Annotated in this window: 19 protein-coding genes and 1 pseudogene; 19 read left to right on the top strand and 1 reads right to left on the bottom strand. The window is 47.5% G+C overall.

Annotated features, from left to right (window positions below):
* Positions 1 to 254 precede the first annotated feature (254 nt).
* From T472_RS08885 to T472_RS08810, 16 genes and pseudogenes are all read left to right on the top strand, one after another.
* Entirely contained in the window at positions 255 to 2,957 is a 2,703-nt protein-coding gene (locus tag T472_RS08885; protein WP_023387740.1) for a glycoside hydrolase family 3 N-terminal domain-containing protein, read from the top strand.
* A 69-nt stretch (positions 2,958 to 3,026) separates the two neighbouring features.
* Positions 3,027 to 5,474: a glycoside hydrolase family 3 C-terminal domain-containing protein gene (locus T472_RS08880; protein ID WP_023387741.1), complete on the top strand. Its 2,448-nt coding sequence runs from the start codon at positions 3,027 to 3,029 to the stop codon at positions 5,472 to 5,474.
* Positions 5,471 to 5,971, top strand: coding sequence for a membrane protein (locus T472_RS08875; RefSeq protein ID WP_023387742.1), 501 nt, complete (start codon positions 5,471 to 5,473; stop codon positions 5,969 to 5,971). Before T472_RS08880 ends, T472_RS08875 begins: the two co-directional genes overlap by 4 nt.
* Before the next feature lie 137 nt (positions 5,972 to 6,108).
* Positions 6,109 to 6,819 carry a LytR/AlgR family response regulator transcription factor gene (locus tag T472_RS08870; RefSeq protein ID WP_023387743.1) on the top strand — a complete coding sequence of 237 codons (711 nt, stop codon included), beginning with the start codon at positions 6,109 to 6,111 and terminating at the stop codon, positions 6,817 to 6,819.
* The gene (locus T472_RS08865; RefSeq protein ID WP_023387744.1) at positions 6,816 to 8,165 is read left to right on the top strand and encodes an ATP-binding protein; all 1,350 of its coding nucleotides are present in this window, start codon (positions 6,816 to 6,818) and stop codon (positions 8,163 to 8,165) included. Before T472_RS08870 ends, T472_RS08865 begins: the two co-directional genes overlap by 4 nt.
* Before the next feature lie 83 nt (positions 8,166 to 8,248).
* Positions 8,249 to 9,265, top strand: a complete 1,017-nt coding sequence (locus T472_RS08860; RefSeq protein WP_023387745.1) for a glycosyltransferase family 2 protein — start codon at positions 8,249 to 8,251, stop codon at positions 9,263 to 9,265.
* On the top strand, positions 9,265 to 10,365 hold the full coding sequence (gene glf / locus T472_RS08855) for a UDP-galactopyranose mutase (RefSeq protein ID WP_023387746.1): 1,101 nt from the start codon (positions 9,265 to 9,267) through the stop codon (positions 10,363 to 10,365). Before T472_RS08860 ends, glf begins: the two co-directional genes overlap by 1 nt.
* Before the next feature lie 200 nt (positions 10,366 to 10,565).
* Complete coding sequence (locus T472_RS08850; protein WP_023387747.1) at positions 10,566 to 11,888, top strand: RNA-binding domain-containing protein; 1,323 nt, start codon at positions 10,566 to 10,568, stop codon at positions 11,886 to 11,888.
* Between the two features lie 265 nt (positions 11,889 to 12,153).
* Positions 12,154 to 13,254 (top strand): annotated as a pseudogene (locus T472_RS08845) (aldo/keto reductase); the annotation flags it as partial.
* 170 nt (positions 13,255 to 13,424) lie between these two features.
* Positions 13,425 to 14,120, top strand: a complete 696-nt coding sequence (locus T472_RS08840; protein WP_023387748.1) for a FadR/GntR family transcriptional regulator — start codon at positions 13,425 to 13,427, stop codon at positions 14,118 to 14,120.
* A gap of 326 nt (positions 14,121 to 14,446) precedes the next feature.
* The gene (locus tag T472_RS08835; protein WP_023387749.1) at positions 14,447 to 14,794 is read left to right on the top strand and encodes a CidA/LrgA family protein; all 348 of its coding nucleotides are present in this window, start codon (positions 14,447 to 14,449) and stop codon (positions 14,792 to 14,794) included.
* On the top strand, positions 14,794 to 15,483 hold the full coding sequence (locus T472_RS08830; RefSeq protein ID WP_023387750.1) for an LrgB family protein: 690 nt from the start codon (positions 14,794 to 14,796) through the stop codon (positions 15,481 to 15,483). Before T472_RS08835 ends, T472_RS08830 begins: the two co-directional genes overlap by 1 nt.
* A gap of 19 nt (positions 15,484 to 15,502) precedes the next feature.
* On the top strand, positions 15,503 to 16,291 hold the full coding sequence (locus tag T472_RS08825) for an electron transfer flavoprotein subunit beta/FixA family protein (RefSeq protein WP_023387751.1): 789 nt from the start codon (positions 15,503 to 15,505) through the stop codon (positions 16,289 to 16,291).
* Positions 16,292 to 16,305: 14 nt separating this feature from the next.
* Entirely contained in the window at positions 16,306 to 17,505 is a 1,200-nt protein-coding gene (locus T472_RS08820) for an electron transfer flavoprotein subunit alpha/FixB family protein (protein WP_023387752.1), read from the top strand.
* Between the two features lie 2 nt (positions 17,506 to 17,507).
* Complete coding sequence (locus T472_RS08815) at positions 17,508 to 18,905, top strand: FAD-binding oxidoreductase (protein ID WP_152975152.1); 1,398 nt, start codon at positions 17,508 to 17,510, stop codon at positions 18,903 to 18,905.
* Between the two features lie 248 nt (positions 18,906 to 19,153).
* On the top strand, positions 19,154 to 19,792 hold the full coding sequence (locus tag T472_RS08810; protein WP_023387754.1) for a GntR family transcriptional regulator: 639 nt from the start codon (positions 19,154 to 19,156) through the stop codon (positions 19,790 to 19,792).
* A gap of 170 nt (positions 19,793 to 19,962) precedes the next feature.
* Here the strand turns inward: T472_RS08810 and nudC are convergent, their stop codons facing one another.
* Entirely contained in the window at positions 19,963 to 20,805 is an 843-nt protein-coding gene (nudC, locus tag T472_RS08805) for an NAD(+) diphosphatase (RefSeq protein ID WP_023387755.1), read from the bottom strand.
* A 410-nt stretch (positions 20,806 to 21,215) separates the two neighbouring features.
* On the opposite strand from nudC, the gene T472_RS08800 reads away from it, so the two are divergent.
* Genes T472_RS08800 through T472_RS08790 form a run of 3 tightly spaced genes read left to right on the top strand, consistent with a single transcriptional unit; the run spans position 21,216 to position 23,634 of the window.
* A complete protein-coding gene (locus tag T472_RS08800; protein ID WP_023387756.1) occupies positions 21,216 to 22,226 on the top strand; it encodes a ketopantoate reductase family protein in 1,011 nt (336 codons plus the stop codon).
* Between the two features lie 35 nt (positions 22,227 to 22,261).
* Positions 22,262 to 23,284, top strand: a complete 1,023-nt coding sequence (locus tag T472_RS08795; protein ID WP_023387757.1) for a ketopantoate reductase family protein — start codon at positions 22,262 to 22,264, stop codon at positions 23,282 to 23,284.
* Positions 23,285 to 23,340: 56 nt separating this feature from the next.
* Entirely contained in the window at positions 23,341 to 23,634 is a 294-nt protein-coding gene (locus tag T472_RS08790; RefSeq protein ID WP_023387758.1) for a hypothetical protein, read from the top strand.
* The last annotated feature ends 14 nt before the right edge of the window (positions 23,635 to 23,648 follow it).

Below are 23,648 nucleotides of genomic sequence, written 5' to 3'. Positions count from 1 at the left end.
TGCTTGTTATAATAATACCCTTTCCATGGAGTTAGTCAACCTTGAAAGCCCCATGTATGACCATTTTGGCGGATATTCATTGAAGTGAGGAAATAAGGTTTCAGTACCTATGCCATAAATGGTTTACAGAAAACCGTTACAGTTTATGCGTGCAAAATGACAGTCTGTGCAAAACTGTTAAATATGGTTTTTTAACGTGATATAGTTGAAAAAAACATATGAGGAAATCATATGAAGAAGAGGGGAAAAGATCAATGGCAGAAACTGCAAAGAAAAGAAAAAAATTGCCGGTAGTGCTTGGTGTGACAGCAGTGATCCTTGCTGCAATACTGGTGTATGGATTTGTGATAACAAGATCAGGCTACTGGCTTATTGCAAAATTTAAACCGGACACTGTGGAACAGAAAGCCGCGTTCACATCGGCTGCTGACACGACTAGGGCGATTTCAGACGAAGGCTTCGTACTCATGCAGAACAATGACAGCCTTCTTCCTCTGAAGACCTCAGCGGACAGCAAGATGAACATCAATGTATTCGGAATGAGAGGAGTCCAGCTTGTGTACAACGCCGGAGGATCCTCCGCATCCAACGTTGAGAGTGCAACGAAGCTTGAGGACTCACTTGCAGGACCCAAGGGCAACTTCAATGTGAACGAAGACCTGCTTTATCTTTACTACAACTACTACAAGAAGGGAAACATATCCATAGGGAAGACAGACGCACCTGTAAACAGCAGCGCTTCAGAGTTCATCGAGAAGCCTAGCAACATTACAGTCCCTGAAGTTCCTGTAAGCGCCTATACTGATACGACCCTCTACAGCGATGGCAAGACGATACTTGACAAGGCTAAGGAATTCTCCGATACAGCAGTGATCGTAATAGGACGCGGAGGCGGAGAAGTCTTCGACTTCACCGTAGAACAGCTGCAGCTCCTGCCAGATGAGGCAGCGATGGTAGGTGCGGTAGCAAAGAAGTTTGACAAGGTAATCCTTGTCGTCAACTCTGCGAATGCAATGGAGCTTGATTTCGTTAAGGATTATCCTTCAATAAAGAGCATAGTATGGATAGGATATCCTGGACAGTCAGGGATCGACTCCCTTTCAGGAATACTGAACGGAACTGTAAATCCATCTGGAAGGCTTGCTGACACTTGGCTCAAGGACAACCTCGCAAATCCGAGCGCTAATAACTACATACAGTATGAAGAGGACGGCACCAAGAACAAGAACAGCTACCACTACACCAATGCTCCTGAAGACTATGGATTCTTCACGAACTACAGCGAAGGAATCTATGTAGGCTACAAGTATTTTGAGACAAGGTCAATGACAGACAGCACATTCAAGTATGATGACGCAGTAATGTTCCCGTTCGGGCATGGTCTTAGCTTCTCCAAGTTCGAGAAGGAGATCATGGCGATAAACGAAGAGAACGGAAACCTTACAGTGAGGGTTTCTGTGAAGAATACAGGAACTGTCGCGGGCAAGGACGTAATACAGATATACTACAATCCTCCATATACCGGAGCAATCGAGAAGGCCACAGTCAACCTTGTTGATTTCAAGAAGACAAATGTCATAGCGGCCGGAGCAACCGAATACTACTCTCTGACATTCCCGATAGAAGACATGGCCTCATATGACTACAAGGTCAACAAGAGCTATGTGCTCGAGAAGGGCGACTATGCGATAATGCTCAGGGAAAATGCACATGTGGAGCTTGATTCCGAGATATTCACCTTGAAGGATGAGATAATATACAATGAGGCTAACGACGGAAAGCGTTCTACGGATCTTGTAGAAGCAACAAACCTTTTTGATGATGCAATCGGAGTCGGAGATTACCTGACAAGGGCATGGGACCCGGCAAACAGGGCCTTTACAGGACCTAAAGCATCTGATTACATTGCTACAGACAAGATTCTTGCAGCGATGACGTATAAAGCACCAACTGACTCGGAGCTTGGGCTGAAGGCTGAGGATATTCCTGAATATGGGAAGACACTTGCCAGGCAGATAGATTTTTCCGAGATGGTAGGACTTGAATATGATGACCCTAAGTGGGATGAATTCGTATCACAGCTTACACTCAAGGAAATGAGTGTCCTTGCGGGAACAGGGACCTGGCAGATTTCTGGAATAGACAGGCTTGGAGTGCCACGAACCCTTACCCCTGACGGAACGACTACAATCGGTGCAAGCATATACTCGGGCGCCATAATGGGTGCTGACGGAAAGGGAGTAACATATCCAACCCCGGTAGTAATAGCATCGACATGGAACGTTGACATAGCCAACCTTATGGGAACAAGCGTGGGGAACGAGGGTAAGGCCAACGGCTACAGCGGGTGGTACGCACCAGCGATGAACACACACAGGAGCCCGTTCAATGGAAGAAACTTCGAGTACTACTCAGAGGACGGGTTGCTGGCAGGAAAGATAGCAGCAAGTGTTGTAAGGGGAGCAAGGGACCAGGGCCTGATCACATTCATAAAGCATTTTGCGCTCAACGAACGTGAATCTAACGTTAGGAATCAGCTGTTCTCATGGAGCAATGAGCAGGCTATAAGGGAGATTTACCTGAAGCCTTTCGAAATGGCTGTCAAGGAAGGTGGAAGCCTCGGTGTTATGTCATCCTTCAACTACATCGGATATTCATGGGCAGGCGGTAACTCAAGCCTACTTACAGGAGTCCTGAGGAACGAATGGGGTTTCAATGGGGTTGTTATAACCGATGCCAACATATATCCACACATGAATCCTATCGCGATGCTCAATGCAGGCGGAAACCTGTCCCTAGATGTCATGGGAGCATGGACTGGGCAGAACGGACACAATGAGGTCATGCTCAAGGCGACTGAAGATCCTGCGATGAGGATAAGCGTAATCAGGAACCTTTATGAGTCAAGCAAGCATATGCTGTATGCCGTATCCAAGACATGGAAGGCTCAGAAGTAACATCAGAAAAATTTCTAAGGACAGGGACTGCCATCCATGGAGGAGGGCAGTCCTGGCTATAGGTGAGATATGAAGAAAAAGGAAATGATAAGACAGATGACGCTTGAGGAAAAAGCCTCATTGATGTCCGGAGAGAACTTCTGGGTGTCAAAGAAGATAGCCAGGCTTGGAATCCCGGCAATATCCTTCGCTGACGGCCCTAACGGGGTCAGAAGCCAGACCGACCAGGTGGACCACCTGGGCCTGAACCCAGGGAAGCCGTCCACCTGCTACCCGACAGCCTCGGCTGTGGCGAACAGCTGGGATACTGACCTTGCGGAGACCGTTGGACAGGCGCTGGGGGAAGAGGCTTCAGCTCAGGGGATAGACGTGCTGCTCGGACCGGGCCTTAACATGAAGAGGAACCCCCTGTGCGGACGAAACTTCGAATACTACAGTGAAGACCCAATATTAAGCGGTAAGATGGCAGCCGCATTCACGAGAGGCATCCAGAGCAGTGGGGTCTCCGCATGCATCAAGCACTTTGCAGTTAACAACCAGGAGCTTCACAGGATGTCAAATGACTCAATACTTGATGAGAGGACCCTCAGGGAGCTTTACCTGACCGGATTTGAAATTGCCGTGAAGGAAGGGAAGCCGCTGTCTGTGATGTCGTCCTACAACAAGGTGAACGGCAGCCATGCGAGTGAAAACAGCCACCTTCTATCTGACATACTCAGGGATGAATGGGGATTTGAAGGCATAGTAGTGACGGACTGGGGCGGAAGCCATGACAGGGTATCAGGCCTTGCCGCCGGAACCAATGTGGAGATGCCTTCCTCAGGAACGAACAGCGACATCGAGATCGTGAACGCTGTAAGGTCCGGTCTGATACCGGAGTCAGTCCTCGACAGGAGGGTTGACGAATACCTGAGCTTCCTTGAGGACTTGAGGATGTCAGGGAGTGAAAAGACAGCAGGAGCTTCAGGAAAGGACGTTGAATATTACCATGATATTGCCAGAAGGGCTGCTGAGGAATCGATCGTACTTCTCAAGAATGATGACAGCATCCTCCCAATTGCTGCAGGGACGAAGGTTGCAGTCATAGGGGATTTTGCAAGGGTACCTCGCTATCAGGGCGGAGGTTCAAGCAATGTGAATCCAACAAAGGTTGACAATGCGGTGGACTGCATGGTTAATACACACCTTGAGATGGTTGGATTCGAGCCTGGATTCAGGAGAAACGGGTCGGAAGACAGGGAGCTGCTTGATGCAGCGCTTGAGCTTGCCAAAAAAGCACAGGTCACCCTCCTCTACATCGGTCTCGATGAGATGAGCGAGGTTGAGGGTCTTGAGCGAAGCCACATGAGGATCAGCGAGAACCAGATCAAGCTGTTGAAAGCCCTTAAGGAAGTCAATCCGAACATAGTTGCAATTCTCAGCTGCGGCTCAGCGATCGAAATGCCATGGGCAGATGACTGCAGGGCAATCCTTCACGGAAGCCTTTCCGGTCAGGCAGGAGCCATGGCTGTCCTTAATGTAATCACGGGCAGGGTCTGTCCCGGGGGGAAGCTCAGTGAAAGCTATCCGCTGAGGTATGAGGATGTCCCGACCTGCAAGTATTTCCCTGGAACTGAAAGCACAACCGAGTACAGGGAATCAATATTCACCGGGTACCGCTATTACGGAACAAGAGGCATAGAAGTAAGGTTTCCGTTCGGATTTGGCCTGAGCTACACATCCTTCGGCTATTCGGACCTTGCAGTTGACGATAATGGCGTCACATTCTCGATCACCAATACAGGAGATACTGAAGGCGCTGAAATCGCCCAGCTGTATGTAGGCCTTGAGGACTCTCAGATATTCAGGCCAAAGCATGAGCTTAAGGGCTTCGTGAAGGTGAGGCTTCAGCCGGGTGAGAAGAGGAGGGTCGCAATACCCTTCGATGAGAGGACCTTCAGGTACTTCAGCGTAAAGACAGGAAGGTTCGAGGTGGAAGAGGGAACCTACAGGATATCAATCGGGGCATCGTCAGAAGACATACGCCTTACAGGAGAACTGAAGCATGAAGGTACAGGGGCGGAAGCGCCATATGTGAGGTCAAGGCTTGGGCACTACTATACCGCTGATGTGGATTCAGTGACAGATGAAGAGTTCGAGGCTCTTCTTGGAAGAAAGGTGCCAAGGGCAGATTGGGACAAGTCATTGCCTCTTACAAGGAACGACACCATTTCACAGCTTTACTATGCAAAAAGCGGACTGGCAAGGCTTCTCCACAGGATCCTCAGGCGCATGAAGAATAAGGCTGAAGAAAACAAGAGCCCTGACCTCAATATACTGTACATCTACAACATGCCTTTCTACGGACTTGCCAAGATGACCAAGGGAATGCTCAGCATGGAGATGGTGGACAGCCTGCTCATGATAGTCAATGGAAGATCCTTAAAAGGCCTGTCGGGCCTCTTAGCCGGATTCTTCAGGATGAGAAGGGCAAAGAAGGCATTCAGTGAAAGTCTTATGAAGGCAGGAAAAGCATGATGAACGAAGCATTCCGGAATTTCAGGGAAAGGCACTCGGACCTCTTCGAGTTCATCATGTTCAACTTGTTCAGCAACATCGCCACTATCGTGAATTTTGCTGTCCTCATTTTCAGCAGGAACTACCTGTTTTCAGGACTTGCAGGTACGGACTTCAGATTTTGGATCTATGACTACTCAGTGAAGAACGGTGGACTGGCTGCATTCCTTTCGTTCCTGCTCAGCTTCTTCGTTGCACAGGCCGTGAACTTCATCGTGCAGAGAAGGATCGTTTTCGGTGCAAACAACTCCCTTAAAGGAGCAGTGCCCATATACCTTGTAACTGTGCTTGCCGTTTACCTTATCTGCCTGTACATACCGACAGTGGCCCTTGCACCGCTCACTGCGGTTTTCGGGGTCTTCTGGGCGACGAACATTACCAACCTGATAAACATAGTAGTGCAGGTGCTTATAATATACCCGGTGCTCAAGTACGTAGTAATGAAGAAGGAAAACTGAAGAAACGGACAGCTGAGGCATTGCGCTTCAGTTGTCTTTTGCACTGTTGGACAATTGCTTATTGATACTTTAACAGCGATGGCTTAATATTCAGATATCCGGATAATAAAGGTGCTGGAAGCATGGGAGGTGAAGAGATGATAAGGGTGGCTATAGTAGACGATGAAGCTGAAGTGAGGGACCTCCTCAAGGGCTGCATTGCAGAATATTCCAGGACAAGCGGTGAGAAGTTCGAGGTCACAGCATTTGCAGACGGGTCTGAAATAGTAGAAGGCTACAAGCCTATATACGACATCATATTCCTTGACATACAGATGTCCAAAATGGACGGGATGACCGCAGCGGAAAAGATAAGGTCAGTGGATGAGGATGTCATAATGATCTTCATAACCAACATGGCGAACTACGCCATAAAGGGGTATTCGGTTAACGCTCTTGATTTCGTCATAAAGCCCGTGCTCCCGTTCGCATTCTCGCAGCAGCTTGCCAAGGCCATAAGCCAGATGAAAAAGAAGAAGGACAGCTTTCTCGTGGTGCAGCATTCAGGGGGGATAGTAAAGCTCGACCTGGCAAAGGTGACCTATTTCGAGAGCCTCGGGCACAGGATCACTGTACATACTTTGGACGAGGAATACACATTCAATGATTCCCTGAAGAACATGGAGCAGAAGCTCCCTTCATCATCCTTCACCCGCTGCAACAACTGCTATCTTGTCAATCTTGCCCATGTGGAGAGTGTAAACCAGGACATAGCTACAGTGGGAGGGCACAAGCTCAAGATAAGCAGACCGCGCAAGGCTGATTTCATGAACGCGCTTGCTGACTATATCGGAGGTGTGCTTAGGTGAGCTATCTGCAGTTTTCTGAGATCCCAAGGCTTTACACAGCACTTGCTGAGTTCGCGGCATGTGCCGTGTTCATACTGGTCCTCAGGAGAAGGTTCCTTGGAATAAGGCTCGCAGGGATTTTTGCCGCTTTTGGCATAATCCAGTTTGCAATACAGCATGTAGCCGGAATGCTGCACATTGCCTTCTGGGTCCCGAGCATGATGGTTGCAGTCGCATCCATGCTGGCCTTCATTTATGTATGCAGCGACATACCCTTGCTTGACGCCGGCTACGCCACATCCGTAGCCTTCATTGCAGCAGAGTTCATCGCAGCCTTTGAATCGCAGGTATACTTCTATTTCGTCCTGATCACTGGCCATGATTCACTGACAGCGTCAGTCCTGATAATGGCTGGAGTGTATTCTGTCCTTTTCGTGCTGCTTTACCTTATTGTGAAAAGACAGGTTAAAGGAAACGGAAGGCTCGACGTCAGCAGGAAGGAGTTAGGCAGTGTCATACTCATCACCATTGCTTCCTTTACAATAAGCAACATAAACTTCGCGTTCAAGGATGCTGAGATCTTCACGACTGTGGGGGCCGGTATATTCTACATAAGGACGCTCGTTGATTTCAGCGGACTTACCATGATCTATGCCCAGCAGGAACAGCGCAAGGAAATGAGGATGAAGTTCGAGCTCGAGGCTATCAACAACGTGCTTTACAGGCAGTATGAGCAGTACCAGAGCTCCAAGGAAGCTACTGAGCTGATAAACAGGAAGTACCATGACCTGAAGCACCAGATAGCAATAATAAGGGCGGAAACCGACGCTGCCAAGAAGGAGTCATACCTTGCCGAAATGGACAGGGCCATAAGCATGTATGAGTCGGACATAAAGACAGGTAACTCAGTGCTCGACACCGTGCTTACAGGGAAGAGCATCTACTGCAGGGAGAAGGGCATCAACCTTACCTGCGTAGCGGATGGAAGCCTTTTGAACTTCATGGATGTCATGGACATATGCACGATATTCGGGAATGCCTTCGACAATGCCATCGAGGGAGTGGAGAAGCTGCAGGACAAGGACAAGCATCTGATAAGGGTAGCTGTGTTTTCTAAGAATGACTTCCTTATGGTGAGATTTGAAAACTACTTTGATGACAACATTGACTTCGAGGACGGACTGCCCACCACAACCAAGGCAGACAGCGATTATCACGGATACGGGATCAAGAGCATAATCAGCACCGTAAAGAAATATGGAGGAAATGTCACGATAAACACCAGCGACAACTGGTTCATCCTGAGGATGCTCATACCTCTGCAAGATGGCGGCGGAAGACATGAGGATATCCTTGGGGAATCCTGACGAGGTCCATTAAAATCAAGTATTCATACAAGAAACTTACTTTTCCTTAAGCCACTATATTATATCTAGTTGAGGTATTTTTGATGAAACTATTGTCCATAGCCGTTCCATGCTACAACTCACAGGAATATATGAGGAACTGCATAGAATCCCTTCTTCCAGGCGGAGAGCAAGTTGAGATACTGGTCATTGATGACGGGTCATCTGATGACACCGGCTTGATTGCGGATGAGTATGCAGAAAGGTTCCCCCTGATTGTAAGGGCGATCCATCAGAAGAATGCCGGACATGGCGGAGCTGTGAATACCGGCATGAGAAATGCCGCCGGAAGGTATTTCAAGGTGGTCGACAGCGATGACTGGGTTGACCTCGACGCGTATAAGCGTATCCTTGAAACGATAGGCAGGATGGTTGAACAAGGGTCTGATGTCGACCTTTTCGTAAGCAACTTTGTCTATGAGAAGCAGGGAAACCTGGTTAACATGGCAATGCGGTACAGGAATGCCTTGCCTGAGGAACGCATTATCACATGGGATGAGGTGAAGAGATTCAGGAAGGGACAGTACATGCTGATGCATTCAGTCATATTCAGGATGGATGTGCTGAAGGAATCAGGGCTCATACTGCCCGAGCATACCTTCTACGTGGACAACCTCTTCGTATATGTCCCAATGCAGCATGTGAAGACGCTGTACTACATCGATGTCGATTTTTATCGTTATTTCATAGGCCGTGCTGACCAGTCCGTCAATGAAGCTGTGATGATAAGAAGGATCGACCAGCAGATAAAGGTCAACAGGCTCATGTTCGAGCAGGTGGACCTTGACAGTGTGACTAACGTAAGGCAGAGAAGGTACATGCTCAATTATCTTGAGATTGTTACGATAGTGACCTCGATCATGCTTATACGGTCGGGAACAGCAGAAAACCTCAGGAAGAAGCGGGACCTCTGGCAGTTCATAAAGACCAGGAACAAGAGGATCTACAGGCATTTCAGGAGGGGATTCCTGGGTGCTACCGTCAACCTTCCGGGAAGGTTCGGAAGGATCGTGTCGATTGCGGTATACAAGGTATCGCGAAAGGTTGTGGGGTTCAACTGATGTATGATTATCTTATTGTTGGGGCCGGACTTTACGGCAGCGTCTTCGCCCATGAGATGAAGAAAGCCGGGAAGAAGTGCCTTGTTATCGACAAAAGAAGCCACATAGGCGGAAATGTATATACCAGGGAAGCTGAAGACATAAACGTACACGAATACGGGGCGCATATCTTCCATACCGACAACAAGGCGGTATGGGAGTATATGAACAGTTTTGCGGACTTCAACCGGTTCACAAACGAACCGATAGCCATATACAGGGATGAGATATACAATCTTCCCTTCAACATGAACACCTTCCACCAGATGTGGGGTATAAGGACACCTGAGGAAGCAAGAAGGATCATAAAAGAACAGGTTGAAGCTGAGAGGATAAGTGAACCGAAAAACCTTGAGGAGCAGGCGTTAAGCCTTGTCGGACGAGACATCTACGAGAAGCTGATAAAGGGGTATACGGAGAAGCAGTGGGGAAAGAAGGCGACTGAGCTCCCTGCCTTCATCATCAAGAGGCTTCCCATGAGGTTCATCTACAGCAACAATTACTTCAATGACAGGTACCAGGGCATACCGGTCGGAGGCTATACAAGGATTGTTGAAAGGCTCCTGGAAGGTACAGAGGTCATCTTAAATGCTGACTTTTTAAAGGACAGGGAGCAATATTCCAAATCGGCAAAGAAGATAGTCTTTACAGGCATGATAGATGAGTACTTCAACTATGAGCATGGCGAGCTTGAATACAGGAGCCTGAGGTTTCAGCATGAAGTACTTGATACAGACAACTATCAAGGAAGCGCAGTAGTTAACTACACAGAATATGAAGTTCCTTACACAAGGATAATTGAACACAAGCACTTCGAATTCGGAACACAGCCAAAGACTGTAATAACCAGGGAATACCCTGAAAAATGGGAACAAGGATGTGAACCGTACTATCCGGTAAATGATGCAAGGAACAACGAAATATACGCTAAATACAGGCAGATGGCAGATAATGAAAAAGGTGTGCTATTTGCCGGGAGGCTTGGCGAATACAGATATTACGATATGCACCATATCGTGCAGAGAGCTCTGGAAATGGCAGTATTGGAAAAAGAAGCATAAACGGTGAGATGGATATTGAATATAAGGGATCGTCTGTTGGCATTGTCTGGCAGGCGATTTTCTCATTCGGCAGTCATTGAAGGCTCGAGATCTTTCGACCGGAGGTTCGACCGGAAAACCGGACGAATTATGGAAAAAAATAGCAGGATATGGTAAACTTAAACCGGACGAATGAAAATCGTCCGGAATGGAGGTCTGAAATGGAAATACTTATGGCAGGCGAAACCAGGCAAATAGAATACAAGCAGAATTATTCCAATACACTATTAAAGACTGTCAGTGCATTTGCTAATTATCATGATGGCCATATCATTTTGGGGATTTCAGATGATCTGCACATTATTGGTGTGGATAGTCCTGATGAACTTAGGCTTACCCTTGAGAATGCAATAAATGACAACCTGGATCCGAAGCCATACTATGAAATCGAAAAAATATTGTATGATGGAAAAAATATAGTTGTTTTGAAGGTATACAAAGGGGAAAACACTCCTTATCTTTACAAAAACAAAGCGTATAAGCGCATGGATACTTCAACTGTAGCTGTAGACAGATTCGCATATGAGGAACTTATTCTTCAAGGAAGGAATACAAGCTTCGAGGAACTTGTATCTGCAACTCAGGATCTTAATTTTGCATTCTTAAGTAGAGCAATAAAAAAAGGACTTGGAATTCAAATTTTGACTGAGGATCTTCTAATAACACTCGGATTAAAAAGAACAGGAAAGTATAATAATGCAGCAGTAATTCTTTCAGATGGTGACAATCAAGTAAATAAGATGATTAACCTGATTGCTTATAGCAATGATAATGTTGTTGAGATAAGAGACAGGCAGACGCTAAGTGGAATGTCAGTGCTTGAGCAATTTGATGTGTGTATGGATTTTTATCGGAAACATATCAATGTGGGTGAAGTGATCACGAGCGCGTTCAGGGAAACAGTGGAAGAGGTGCCATTGGTAGCATACCGTGAGGCAGTGGCAAACATGATAGTTCACCGTGATTACTCCCGTGATGCTGCTGCGAGAATTGAAATCTACACAGATCGCATAGAAATATTTTCACCTGGAGGTTTACCCATTGGAATATCCGAGGAGGAGTATTTAGAAGGGCGTATTTCAGTATCGAGAAACAGAGTAATCGCAGATGTTTTTTACAGACTTAGGATTATTGAGAAACTAGCCACAGGGGTAAGAAGGATCAAGGCATATTATAAGGATTCAGCAAAAAAACCCGAATTTCATGTATCTGAAAATAGCATCACAGTAGTTCTTCCAAAAATATCGGGTAATACTGCAGATAGTGATAAAGGGTTTATTTCAAGACTTGATAGCATGAGCGAAGTCGCAAAGGAAATTTATGAAGTTATAAGTAATAAAGGACCGATAAGCCGTGCTGATATTGAGAAAGAAATCAAACTGGGAAAGTCACAGACGATATTCTGGATTACTCAGTTGAGAGATAAAAGGCTTATAATTCAGCTGGGGCGTGGCAGAAATGTAACCTACCAGGCTAGAGAATAAAGTAATAATATCCATGTGGTTTCCAAGAAGAGCATAATTTATTTTATAAGCAAGATTATGGATGATTATTATCGACCGGATTAATCCGGACGAATAACAATCGTCCGGAAAGAATTAGCCAATATGCAGTGGCAGCCTTATTGTTGGATTTTGCAAAAATGCGAATAAATTTAAGTGTATAAACTATCTTGACTTGGAGCGTACTCCAGATGCTTTGTTTAGGTTGAGAACATTCATCAGTAAACCAAAGTATGGGGGAAAGGAAATGAAGAAATTCGGGTTCGGATGCATGAGGCTGCCCCTTTTGGACAAAAAGGACCAAACCTCCTTCGATGTTGAGACCTTCAACAGCATGGTGGATACATTTTTGGCTAGAGGCTTTGGATACTTTGACACTGCGTACCCCTATCATGGATACAAGGCTGAAGCTGCGGTAAGGGAGTCAATTGTCAAAAGGCATGACAGGAAAAGCTTCAAGCTTGCTACAAAGATGCCCATGCGTGATTTCAATTCCCTGGAGGACAAGGAAAGAATATTTAACGAGCAGCTTGAAAACTGCGGTGTAGAGTTCTTTGACTACTATCTGCTGAATAATATTGGGATAACCTCCTATAAGAAAGCTTGTGATTTCGATAGCTTTGGCTTCTGCTTAGGGAAGAAGCAGGAAGGCCGAATCCTTAATTTTGGGATATCATTCCACGATACCCCTGAGCTGCTAGAGGAGATACTGACTGCACATCTTGAGCTGGACTTTGTGCAGCTGCAGATAAACTATGCTGACTGGTAGAATCCTGGAATACAGTCAAGGAAATGCCTTGAGGTTGCCAGGAGGCATGGCAAGCCGGTAGTTGTCATGGAGCCGGTCAAGGGAGGCAATCTTGTGAATATCCCGAACATGGCTGAAAAGCTGATGAAGGAGCATGCTCCGCATGCGTCTGTGCCTTCATGGGCCATAAGATATGCTGCAAGCCAGGAGGGTGTTTTCATGGTACTCAGCGGAATGAGCGCCATGGATCAGCTCCAGGACAACACATCCTATATGGATGATTTCAAGCCGCTTAGTGAAGATGAGAATGAGATCATCAGGCAGGTCACGAAAATAATAAATGAGGACACTGCCATAGCCTGCACAACCTGCAGATACTGCGAGAAGGACTGTCCCATGAGCATTGCGATTCCTGACTACTTCGCCCTATACAACAGCGCGAGCAGGTCAGCCATGAGCAATGAGATCCTGTTCTACATGAACCTTGCGACAAACCACGGCAGGGCGAAGGACTGCATAGCCTGCGGTCAGTGTGAGAGCGTATGTCCGCAGCATCTCCATATCATCGACCACCTCAAGGATGTTTCTGCAAAGTTTGATTTTCATTTGCTTTCCCTACAAAAAAATAGGAAACAGGAGCCTGACCTTAAGATTCAGGGGACTGCTAATACCAGGAAAGATTGCAAATGTTGGTGCTTTGGGTGATAATTGGTTTAGTGGACAGTCCACAGTCGATGGAATCGAGAAGTCATCTGAAGGAAGTGTAGAGTATGTTTACTCCGGTTAAGAACACGAAGGTTTATGAGCAGGTTATTGAACAGATAAAATATATGATCGTGAGTGGTGAGCTCAAGAAGGGCGACAGGCTGCCTCCTGAAAGGGAACTCGTCGAAAGGCTGCAGGTCTCAAGGACATCGGTCAGGGAAGCGCTGAGGGCTCTGCAGATAATCGGCCTGGTTGAGTGCAAGCAGGGCGGCGGCAACTTCATTCGTGAGCAGTTTGAGGATAACCTGATAGAGCCGCTTTCACTGATGTTTACCCTTCAGGACAGCAGGAACTCAGAGATACTGGAGCTTAGGAGGGTGCTCGAGGTGGAGACCGCATCATTGGCTGCAAGGAGCATTACAGACGAGGAGCTAAACGCCTTGGCTGAGATCATTGCCGGTATGAAGTCGCATCCGGACGAGCAGGAAAATGTAGTCCTCGACAAGAGGTTCCATTACATCATCGCAAGGGCTTCAAGGAACAACCTGATCGTAAGCATACTTACAGCAGTATCTTCGCTCATGGATTCATTCATCAAGGAGGCCAGGGAAGCGATAATCAACAGGGACGAGAATAAGGAAACACTCCTTGAGCACCATGAGAAGATCTACAAGGCACTCGCTGACCATGATGAGAAAAAGGCTGCGAAAGTAATGGAAGACCATATGAACATGATAATCAAGAATATGGACCTGTACTAAAAGAGCATATGAGAACTCCGGAGATTACTTTTCAATGTGAAGGGTAATCTCCTTTACTTTGCCTTTCAAGGTTAAATATTTAACGGAATATTTTACTGATGACCGCAAAATCATACTGTGTAAAAAGTTTTTCGTAGGTGCGAATGGTCTACGGGTGCAGATGCTTAGCGGTTTCTTTGGATTTTGAATGTAAAAGATTACAGAAGGCGGATGTTAATTTTTAAATTAAGCTTTAAACGTTATCAGCATTGTGATACTATCATCTCAAGAAATTGGTCATACCAAATGACCATACGACCAAAATTTAATAAGTAAGGGGTTAAGAAATGAAAGTGCTAAGACAGCTCGCGATCATACTTGGTATCCTTCTTGCAGGTGAGGCTATAAGGTCAGTGACTAGGATCAGCATACCCGGAACTGTCATAGGTATGGTGATCCTGTTCCTAGGGCTGATGACTAAGGTAATCAAGCCAGATGACATCGGCCTTGTCACTAAGTTTCTCCTTGACCATCTGGCGTTCATGTTCGTTCCTGCAGGAGTGGGGCTGATAAGCAGCCTTGACGTTGTCGGAGCGGCATGGCTGCCGATACTGATGATCGTTGTTATCTCAACCGTCCTGGTAGTCGGTGTGACCGGCTGGACGGTACAGCTTTTGAAGAGGAGGAGAATCTGATGGCATCGATCCTCAACACTCCGGCATTTGGGATACTTCTTTCCATCGCGGCTTATGAGATCGGAATACTCATAAGCAGACGAACGAAGAGCCCGCTCATGAATCCTCTGCTGGTTGGAATTGTGATCGTGATCCTTGTCCTGATGGGGACAGGCATCCCGAAGCCCAGCTATGACATGGGCGGAAGCTTCATACTGTTTCTGCTCGGACCTGCGACCGTAGTCCTGGCACTACCGCTCTACAGGCAGATCGAGATGCTGAAGAAGGACATGGTGCCAATACTTGTTGGTATACTTGCCGGAAGTGTCACCTCGATACTGAGCGTCGTGCTTCTGTCCAGACTGTTCAGGGTTGACCTGGCGGTGGCGGTTTCGATGATCCCGAAATCAGTGACTACTGCCATAGGAATGGAGATCTCCAGGGAAATCGGAGGAATCGTACCGGTGTCGGTTGCGGTGATAGTGCTTACAGGGATTACTGGAGCAGTCATCGGACCAGGACTTCTCAAGGTATTCCATATCAGGGATGAAGTGGCCCAGGGTGTTGCAATTGGTACTGCATCCCATGCGGTAGGCACTTCAAAGGCCATGGAGCTCGGGGAAACGCAGGGTGCCATGAGCGGACTTTCTATCGGTATTGCAGGGCTGGCGACTGTCATACTTGCCCCGCTTCTAATGGGATTGCTATAAAAAGAAAATGGAGGGAAACATGAATATTTTGGTGTGTATCAAGCAGGTTCCGGGATCAACGAAGGTTGAGGTTGATGAAAAGACAGGAGTACTCAAGAGGGACGGTGTGGATTCGAAGATGAATCCCTACGACCTGTATGCTCTCGAGACAGCCCTGAGGATAAAGGAAAAGAGCGGCGGGTCGATAACCGCAATGACCATGGGTCCGAGGCAGGCAGAGGATGTCATAAAGGAAGCCTTCATGATGGGAGTAGATGAGGGAGCGCTGGTTTCGGACAGGAAATTTGCAGGCTCGGATGTGCTCGCCACATCATACACGCTTTCACAGTCAGCAAAGAAGCTTGGGAATTTCGATATCATACTTACCGGCAAGCAGACGACGGATGGTGATACTGCGCAGGTGGGACCTGAGATGGCTGAGTATCTGAACATACCCCACATAGCGAATGTGACCAGGATCTTTGAGATAGCTGATGATTCGATAACCGTTGAGATGGATATGCCCAATACCATCGAGAAGGTCAGGGTCAAGTACCCATGCCTGCTGACTCTTGAGAAGGACATATTCCAGCCGAGGCTGCCTTCCTACAGAAGAAAGATGGCGACTAAGGACAAGGCTATAAGGACAATAACCTTCGCAGACTTCGAGGACCAGGATGTCAGAAAATACGGACTTGACGGTTCCCCGACACAGGTTGAGAGGATATTCCCGCCGGCTGCGAACGGTAAGAGGGAAATTTTCAAGGGTGAGGGTTCAGAAGTTGCGATGAATGTTTCCAGCAAGCTCGTTGAGCTCAAGCTGGTATAGGGAGGTATGGAACAATGGGAACTTTAAAGGTCAACGACCATCTGGTGACGGCTGAAAATATGGCTGAACTAATCAGGATATGTCCTTTCAATGCCCTTGAGGATAACAATGGGAAGCTTGAGGTGAATGCAGCCTGCAAGCTTTGCAGGATCTGCGTGAGCAAGGGGCCTAAAGGAGTCATGGAGTTTGTCGGGGATGAGAAAAGGCAGGCTGTGGACAAGAGCTTATGGAAAGGCATCGCTGTGTATGTGGACCATGTTGAAGGAGAGATCCATCCTGTGACAATGGAGCTGCTTGGCAAAGCGAAGGAGCTTGCAGCGAAGGTTGGCTTCCCGGTATACGCTTTGTTCCTCGGTCATGGAATACTGGACAAGGCAGGTGAACTCCTTCACTACGGAGCTGACAAGGTATATGCATACGACCATGAGGAACTGAAGGATTTCAGGATCGAGCCTTACGCCGCCGCATTCGAGGATTTCATAAACAACGTGAAGCCTTCATCCATACTTGTAGGAGCGACCACCATAGGAAGGTCACTTGCACCAAGGATGGCCGCAAGGTTTCGGACCGGGCTCACAGCTGACTGCACTGTGCTTGATATCAAGGAGAACACTGACCTTGTCCAGATAAGGCCGGCCTTTGGCGGAAACATAATGGCACAGATAAAGACCCCGAACACCAGGCCACAGCTTGCAACCGTAAGGTACAAGGTGATGAACGCGCTGGAAAGGTCGGCAGAAGCCAGCGGTGAGGTAGTAGAGTGCAGAATCGATGAGAGCAGGCTTGCATCGAGGACAGAGGTCCTCGAGGTAAGGCAGAAGGACAAGGAAACGAGCATTTCTGATGCTGAGACCATAATAGCTGTCGGCAGGGGAATAAAGAGTGAAAAGGACATGGAGATGGTAAGGGAGCTTGCAGGACTGCTTGATGCCCAGATTGCAGGGACAAGGCCCCTTGTTGAGTCGGGCTGGCTTGATGCCAAGAGGCAGGTAGGGCTAAGCGGACGAACTGTAAAGCCGAAGCTCATAATAACGCTGGGAATTTCAGGGTCCGTGCAGTTCGCTGCCGGCATGAACGGGTCGGAGCATATATTTGCGGTGAACAGCGACGAGAAGGCTTCGATCTTCAACATAGCACACTATGGAATCGTCGGGGACCTTTATGAGGTGCTGCCGCAGCTCATTGAAAGAATCAAGCTTGAGAAGGGAGCATAATGATGGGATATAAGATAATAGATGACAAGGATCTGGCTTTTCTCAGGCAGGCGCTTGATGATGGGAGAGTATATGCAGGAGAGGCGATAAGCGAAGACTTCAGCCATGATGAGCTTGGAGGCATAAGCAGGATGCCTGAGGTCATGGTAGAGGTGCTCTCCACTGAAGAAGTGTCTAAGGTCATGAAATATGCGCATGAGAACAACATCCCTGTGGTTATAAGAGGTTCGGGAACTGGCCTGGTCGGAGCCTCGGTGCCAATACATGGCGGGATCATGATGAACATGACCAAGATGACAAGGATAAAGGAACTGGACGAGAACAACCTTACACTGACGGTGGATCCTGGCGTCATGCTCATGGATATTGCCAAGTACGTCGAGGAAAGGGACTTCTTCTATCCTCCTGATCCGGGTGAGAAGACAGCAACAATTGCCGGCAACATAAATACCAACGCCGGTGGAATGAGAGCCGTGAAGTATGGAGTGACAAGGGACTACGTGCGTGGCCTTGAGCTCGTGATGCCAAACGGCGACATCATGAAGGTAGGCGGAAAGGTCGTCAAGAACAGCTCAGGGTACAGCATAAAGGATATGGTATGCGGCTCCGAGGGAACCCTTGCAGTAATCACCGAAGCCACACTGAAGCTTCTTCCGCTGCCAAAGAAGGTCATCAGCCTTCTCATACCCTTCCCGAACCTTGATATGGCAATAAGCACAGTGCCTAAGATAATTAAGTCCAAGGCGGCGCCGACAGCCATAGAGTTCATGCAGAGGGAAGTAATACTCGCTGCCGAGCAGTTCCTTGACAAGAAGTTCCCTGACAATTCATCAGATGCATATCTTCTCCTTTCCTTTGACGGAAACAGCACTGAGGAGATTGAAAGGAGCTATGACAAGGTGGCTCAGCTCTGCCTTGAGGAAGGTGCCCTTGATGTGTTCATATCGGACACAGACGAAAGGAAGCAGAGCATCTGGTCCGCAAGAGGAGCTTTCCTTGAGGCGGTCAAGGCGTCCACGACTGATATGGATGAATGCGATGTATGCGTCCCAAGGGACAGGGTAGCTGACTTCATAAAGTACACGCATGAGCTTGAAAAGCAGTTCGATGTAAGGATCAGGAGCTTCGGACATGCAGGGGACGGAAACCTCCATGTGTATGTTCTGAAGGATGACATGAACGAGGAGCAGTGGAAGAAGAAGCTGACTGACATATTCGAGTGCATGTACAGCAGGGCAAGGGAGCTTGAAGGTGTAGTATCCGGGGAGCATGGAATTGGCTTCGCAAAGAGACCATACCTTTTCGAGCAATATGATGAGTCATACATCTCTCTGCTAAGGAACATAAAGCTGGCATTTGACCCAAGGAATATACTTAATCCTGGGAAGGTCTGCCAGTAGGAAGATTACGGACATGTGCATTTCAAAGCGCATTAGGTAAGAAGAACCATGCCAAACATTTAGCAATACTCCTATACTCCAACGAAAAGAGCTGTTCGTCCCAGCTCTTTTTACGTTGGAGCATCTGTACAGCTGGAAGCATCCACGGCCCTTTATGACCTTACATGTTCAAACTTTGTATACAATATACTATAATGGTTACAAATGAATTATCTAAGGAATGCGATTGGTGCAGTAATGGTGTATTTATGAGAAAAATCGGTTTGGTGCAGACAAAGGACCAGATAGCTGACGTACTAAGGGAATATGTGATATCCGGAAGGCTGATTCCGGAACAGGAAATCATTCAGGAAGAACTGGCAGAACAGCTCAAGCTTTCCAGGACACCGGTCCGGGAGGCTCTTCAGCTGCTGGAGAAGGAAGGTTATCTGGAGAGGCTGCCCAACAGGCATATGAGGGTAAGGGCAACTACTCTCGATGAGATAGCCAGGGCTCTCAAGATCATTGCAGAAATTGAATATGAGCTCATGGAGGTCATACTGGCAAGGGAACTTGATATATCAGGATTGAATGAGATCTTTGGCAAGTATATGAATGCCTGTGGGGCAGAAAGGATTGACCAGGCAAGGATTCATGAATTTGAAATCCACAGGGCAGTTTCTGAGACTACCGGCTTTGGATATCTCGCAAACCTCCATCAAAGACTTCTTGCAGGCTATCCTGGATACGTGATCATGAATTCAGAAAAAGGACCAGCCGACCGGGTTGAGGGCATCAAGAGGATTATGGAATATCTCATACTCAAAAAGAAGCCTGAGTTGAAGGCTGCTGTAGACAAATATTATTTTGATCTGGCTGTGTGCTATGGAATACTAACCGGACCATAAGAAATTAAGCGGTAAAGCTGGTTTTGAATACATAGTATGGAGATGCATGTCCATATGTCAGGATTTCACTTATGGTGAACGCAATTGTAAGTATATTTTTAACGGGATAATTAGTAACAGATAGAAGGACCTTGCTGCCAAAGAGAGATTGGCGGTAAGGTCCTTTATTGTTAAAGCTCGAATGACCGTGTCCTGAAGGCTTCCATCATCTCGCTTGTGAGGCTTATCTTGAGCTCAGCAGGCGGGATATCCTCCCTCTCCATCCAGACTCCAAGTGCAAGCTCGTCTTCCTCTATCGTTATCTTGTCGTCGCCTTCAAGCTCAGCGTAGAAGCCAACAAGCAGCGTGTCAGTAAATGGCCAGGGCTGGCTCTTGTAGAACTTCAGGTTCCTGACCTTTAGTCCCACCTCTTCAAAGACCTCCCTTTTAACAGTCTGCTCCAATGTTTCGCCGATCTCTGCAAAGCCTGCAACCAGGGCATAGTTCGCATAGGCTCGGCCTGCATACTTTGTCAGCAGCAGACGGTTGCCGTTATGGACTCCGACTATGACACAGGGTGAGATCGTAGGGTAGGTCTGGAAGCCGCAGCTTTCGCAGTATAGCATGCGTTCCTTGTCCGAATGGGCCATTGGCTTTGTGCATCTGCTGCAGAACCTGTGGTTTGAATACCATCTGTTCAGCTGCCAGCCGACGACACCTGCGAAGGAGCGCCAGTACTTCGGTTCGGTCCTGAACCTTGAGGTGCTGACGTATGTCCAGCCCTCAACTGAATCAAGTGCCTTTTCATCTGTAAGGTAGTAGCTTAAGTCATCAATGCTGAACAGGAATGTGGCTTTCTCCATGAGGTTAGGATGACCTTCCTCGAAATCGGAGAATGAAGGGTACCAGAGCTTGTCCTTATCCTCTCTGACAAGGACCTTATCACCATCATATGACAGGAAAAGGTCATGGGCCTCCGGCTTCCTGTTCTTGAAGTTGTTGTCGAATATTCTTGGCTCTATATCCTGGATCATGGTAAACACCTCGTCTAATTTCTATCTGGTTTTCTTAATACAGCTTAATTCTAACAGAATCAGGATGCTTCACCAACAGAATATCACGTGATGTGAGCTTTACTGCAATCTTATGTGGATAACTTCAGAAAAGCTGGGGATCATCCGGAACTTTTCAGTTATTTTCGATGGTATTCTGGCGGATATTTGCAGATGGGTGACTGGAAAGGTCAGGCAACCCGGACAGTCAGGCCGAACTTGTTTGGTGTCGGATTAGATGACGCATTAAATGGCAAATCGTCGCTTTTCGCGACGGAACATGCTGATGAATCTATCAAATGGCCTTGTTTTTGGTCTTTTTTTTATTGGCATGGTTATTGCTAAATATAAGACGTCGATGTAATTGTTTACTTCAAATCAGGAGGGATGAAATGGAAAGACTGGCAATTATGGGAGTTGGGTCTCTTGGTACGATACTTGGGGCCCACATAGCGCAATCGGGAAGGGAAATCGACCTTATTGACGTCAACAGGGAGCATGTGGATGCTCTTAAGAAGAATGGCGCCAGGGTTATAGGTCAGAAGGAGATGCTTGTTCCGGTGAATGCATTGACACCGGACGAGATGGAAGGGATCTATGACCTTGTCTTCTACATGACCAAGCAGACGTACAATGAAGCGGCGTTCGCGCAGCTTAAGCCGCATGTGGGGGAAAAGACGATAATCTGCACACTGCAGAACGGACTTCCTGAGATCGCCGTAGCAGAAGCGTTCGGTGAGAACAGGACCATGGGTGCACCAGTAGGCTGGGGAGCCACATGGGTTGAGCCCGGAGTATCAAGGCTGACAACGGAAGTCCAGGACATGTTCTTCACGCTTGGAACCGTGAACGGTGAGATAACTCCCGAGGTATATGAGATAAAGGAGATACTTGAGTGCATGTGTCCTGTTGAGATCTCCACCAACCTTATGGGGCTTCGCTGGGGAAAGCTTCTCATGAACGCGACATTCAGCGGTGTCTCCACTGCGCTTGGATGCAAATTCGGGGATGTCATGGAGAATGACAAGAGCTTCAGGGTGCTTCAGGTGGTCGGTAAGGAGTGCATAGATGTAAGCAGGGCAGCGGGGATAAGGATGGAGCCTTCCCATGGCTTCGACTTTGACCAGAGGCTTGATTACTGGGATGAACCGAGCAGGCTCGAGGCTGAGAAGGCATACAGGTTCTTCTGGAGACCTCATCTTGAGCTTGTTGCGAGCATGCTCCAGGACCTGCAGAAAGGCAGGAAATGCGAGATAGATGCCATCAACGGGGTAGTCTGTGAGACAGGAAGGAAATTCAATGTCCCTACACCGATGAATGACAAGGTGGTCGAAATAGTAAAGAAGATTGAAAACGGCGAACTTAAGTATGAGTTTTCAAACCTGGATCTGTTTGAGGTCTAGGCTGGAGATAAATCAAGTTACATTAGGAGGAAAGAATGAGGACAGCAATTTTAGGAGCGGGTTCCCTTGGAACCATCATGGGAGCGGTTGTATCAAAGAACGGCGGAGATGTGGTGCTTGTTGATTCGTACAAGGAGCACGTGGATGCACTGAATGAGAAAGGTGCGACCGTAACAGGGTACCTAGACCTCAAGAACATACCTGTAAAGGCAATAACTCCAGACCAGATGGATGGCATCTATGATGTGGTGATAGTGCTGCTTAAGCAGACTGCAAATGCGGTTGCGCTAAGGAACCTTTTGCCGTTCATCAATGAGGACAGCGTCGTGTGCACACTCCAGAACGGAATACCAGAGGAGGCGGTAGCGGAGATAGTAGGAACTGACAGGACAGTAGGCGGAACAGTAGGCTGGGGCGGAGGCTGGATAGCACCGGGAGTGTCACAGCTCTACACCAAGCCGGAACACATGAGGATTGAGATTGGAAGCCTTGACGGCGCGATCACTGAGAAACTCAAGAGGGTTGAAGCATTCCTGAAAATGGCTGGAGATGTGGAGATCAATACCAACCTGCTGGGTATCAGGTGGTCGAAGCTTCTCATGAACAGCGCTTTAAGCGGAATGTCAGCTGCCCTTGGCTGCACCTTCGGTGAGATAATCGACGATGAGAAGGCGGTCAGGTGCGCAGCGCATGTTGCTGATGAGCTCATCAGGGTAGCTGACCTGAAGGGGATCGGGCTCGAGGTCATCATACCTGGAAAGGACTTCAATGAGCTGAAGTTCTATGACGAAGCGGGAAGGGACCATGCAGTGGAGTTCCTGAGAGACGTATATTCAGTTCACAGGCCTCAGAAGGCCAGCATGATGCAGGACATGGAGAAGGGCAGACCCTGCGAGATTGACTACATCAACGGGATAGTTTCGCTTAATGGCGACAAATTCGGACTTGATACACCTTTCAACGACCTTATCGTAAAGATAGTCAAGGAATTTGAAGCAGGTGTGATACCTTTCCCGACAATGGCTAACCTTGAGAGGTTCACGGTACCTAAGTTATAATCTGGCGGTTTCAATCGATATGGCTCATAATAATAATATAAGGAAAGAGGGATACAGTGTTAGGAATAACTGGACTACTAATAGCAATATTGATCCTTGCGGTGCTCGCCTATAAGGGAGTAGGAGCACTGCCGCTTACAATTATCGCAGGTATGGTCGTAATACTTACAAACGGAATGGGGATATGGGAATCCTTCTCGGAATTCTATATGACCGGATATCTTAACTTCTTCAAGAACTATTTCTTCATTTTTGCCGCTTCGTCACTTTATGCAAAGCTCATGGAGGAGTCAGGTGCAGCGATAGCCATAGGCTACAAGTTCGTTGACTGGTTCGGTTCAAAGAGGTAGTGTATTTTAATTTG

The organism is Youngiibacter fragilis 232.1 (assembly GCF_000495435.3).
GTDB classification, from domain to species: Bacteria; Bacillota; Clostridia; order Clostridiales; family Clostridiaceae; genus Youngiibacter; species Youngiibacter fragilis.
Note: the sequence above shows the minus strand (reverse complement) of the source record. Positions and strands in the feature narration are given on the sequence as shown.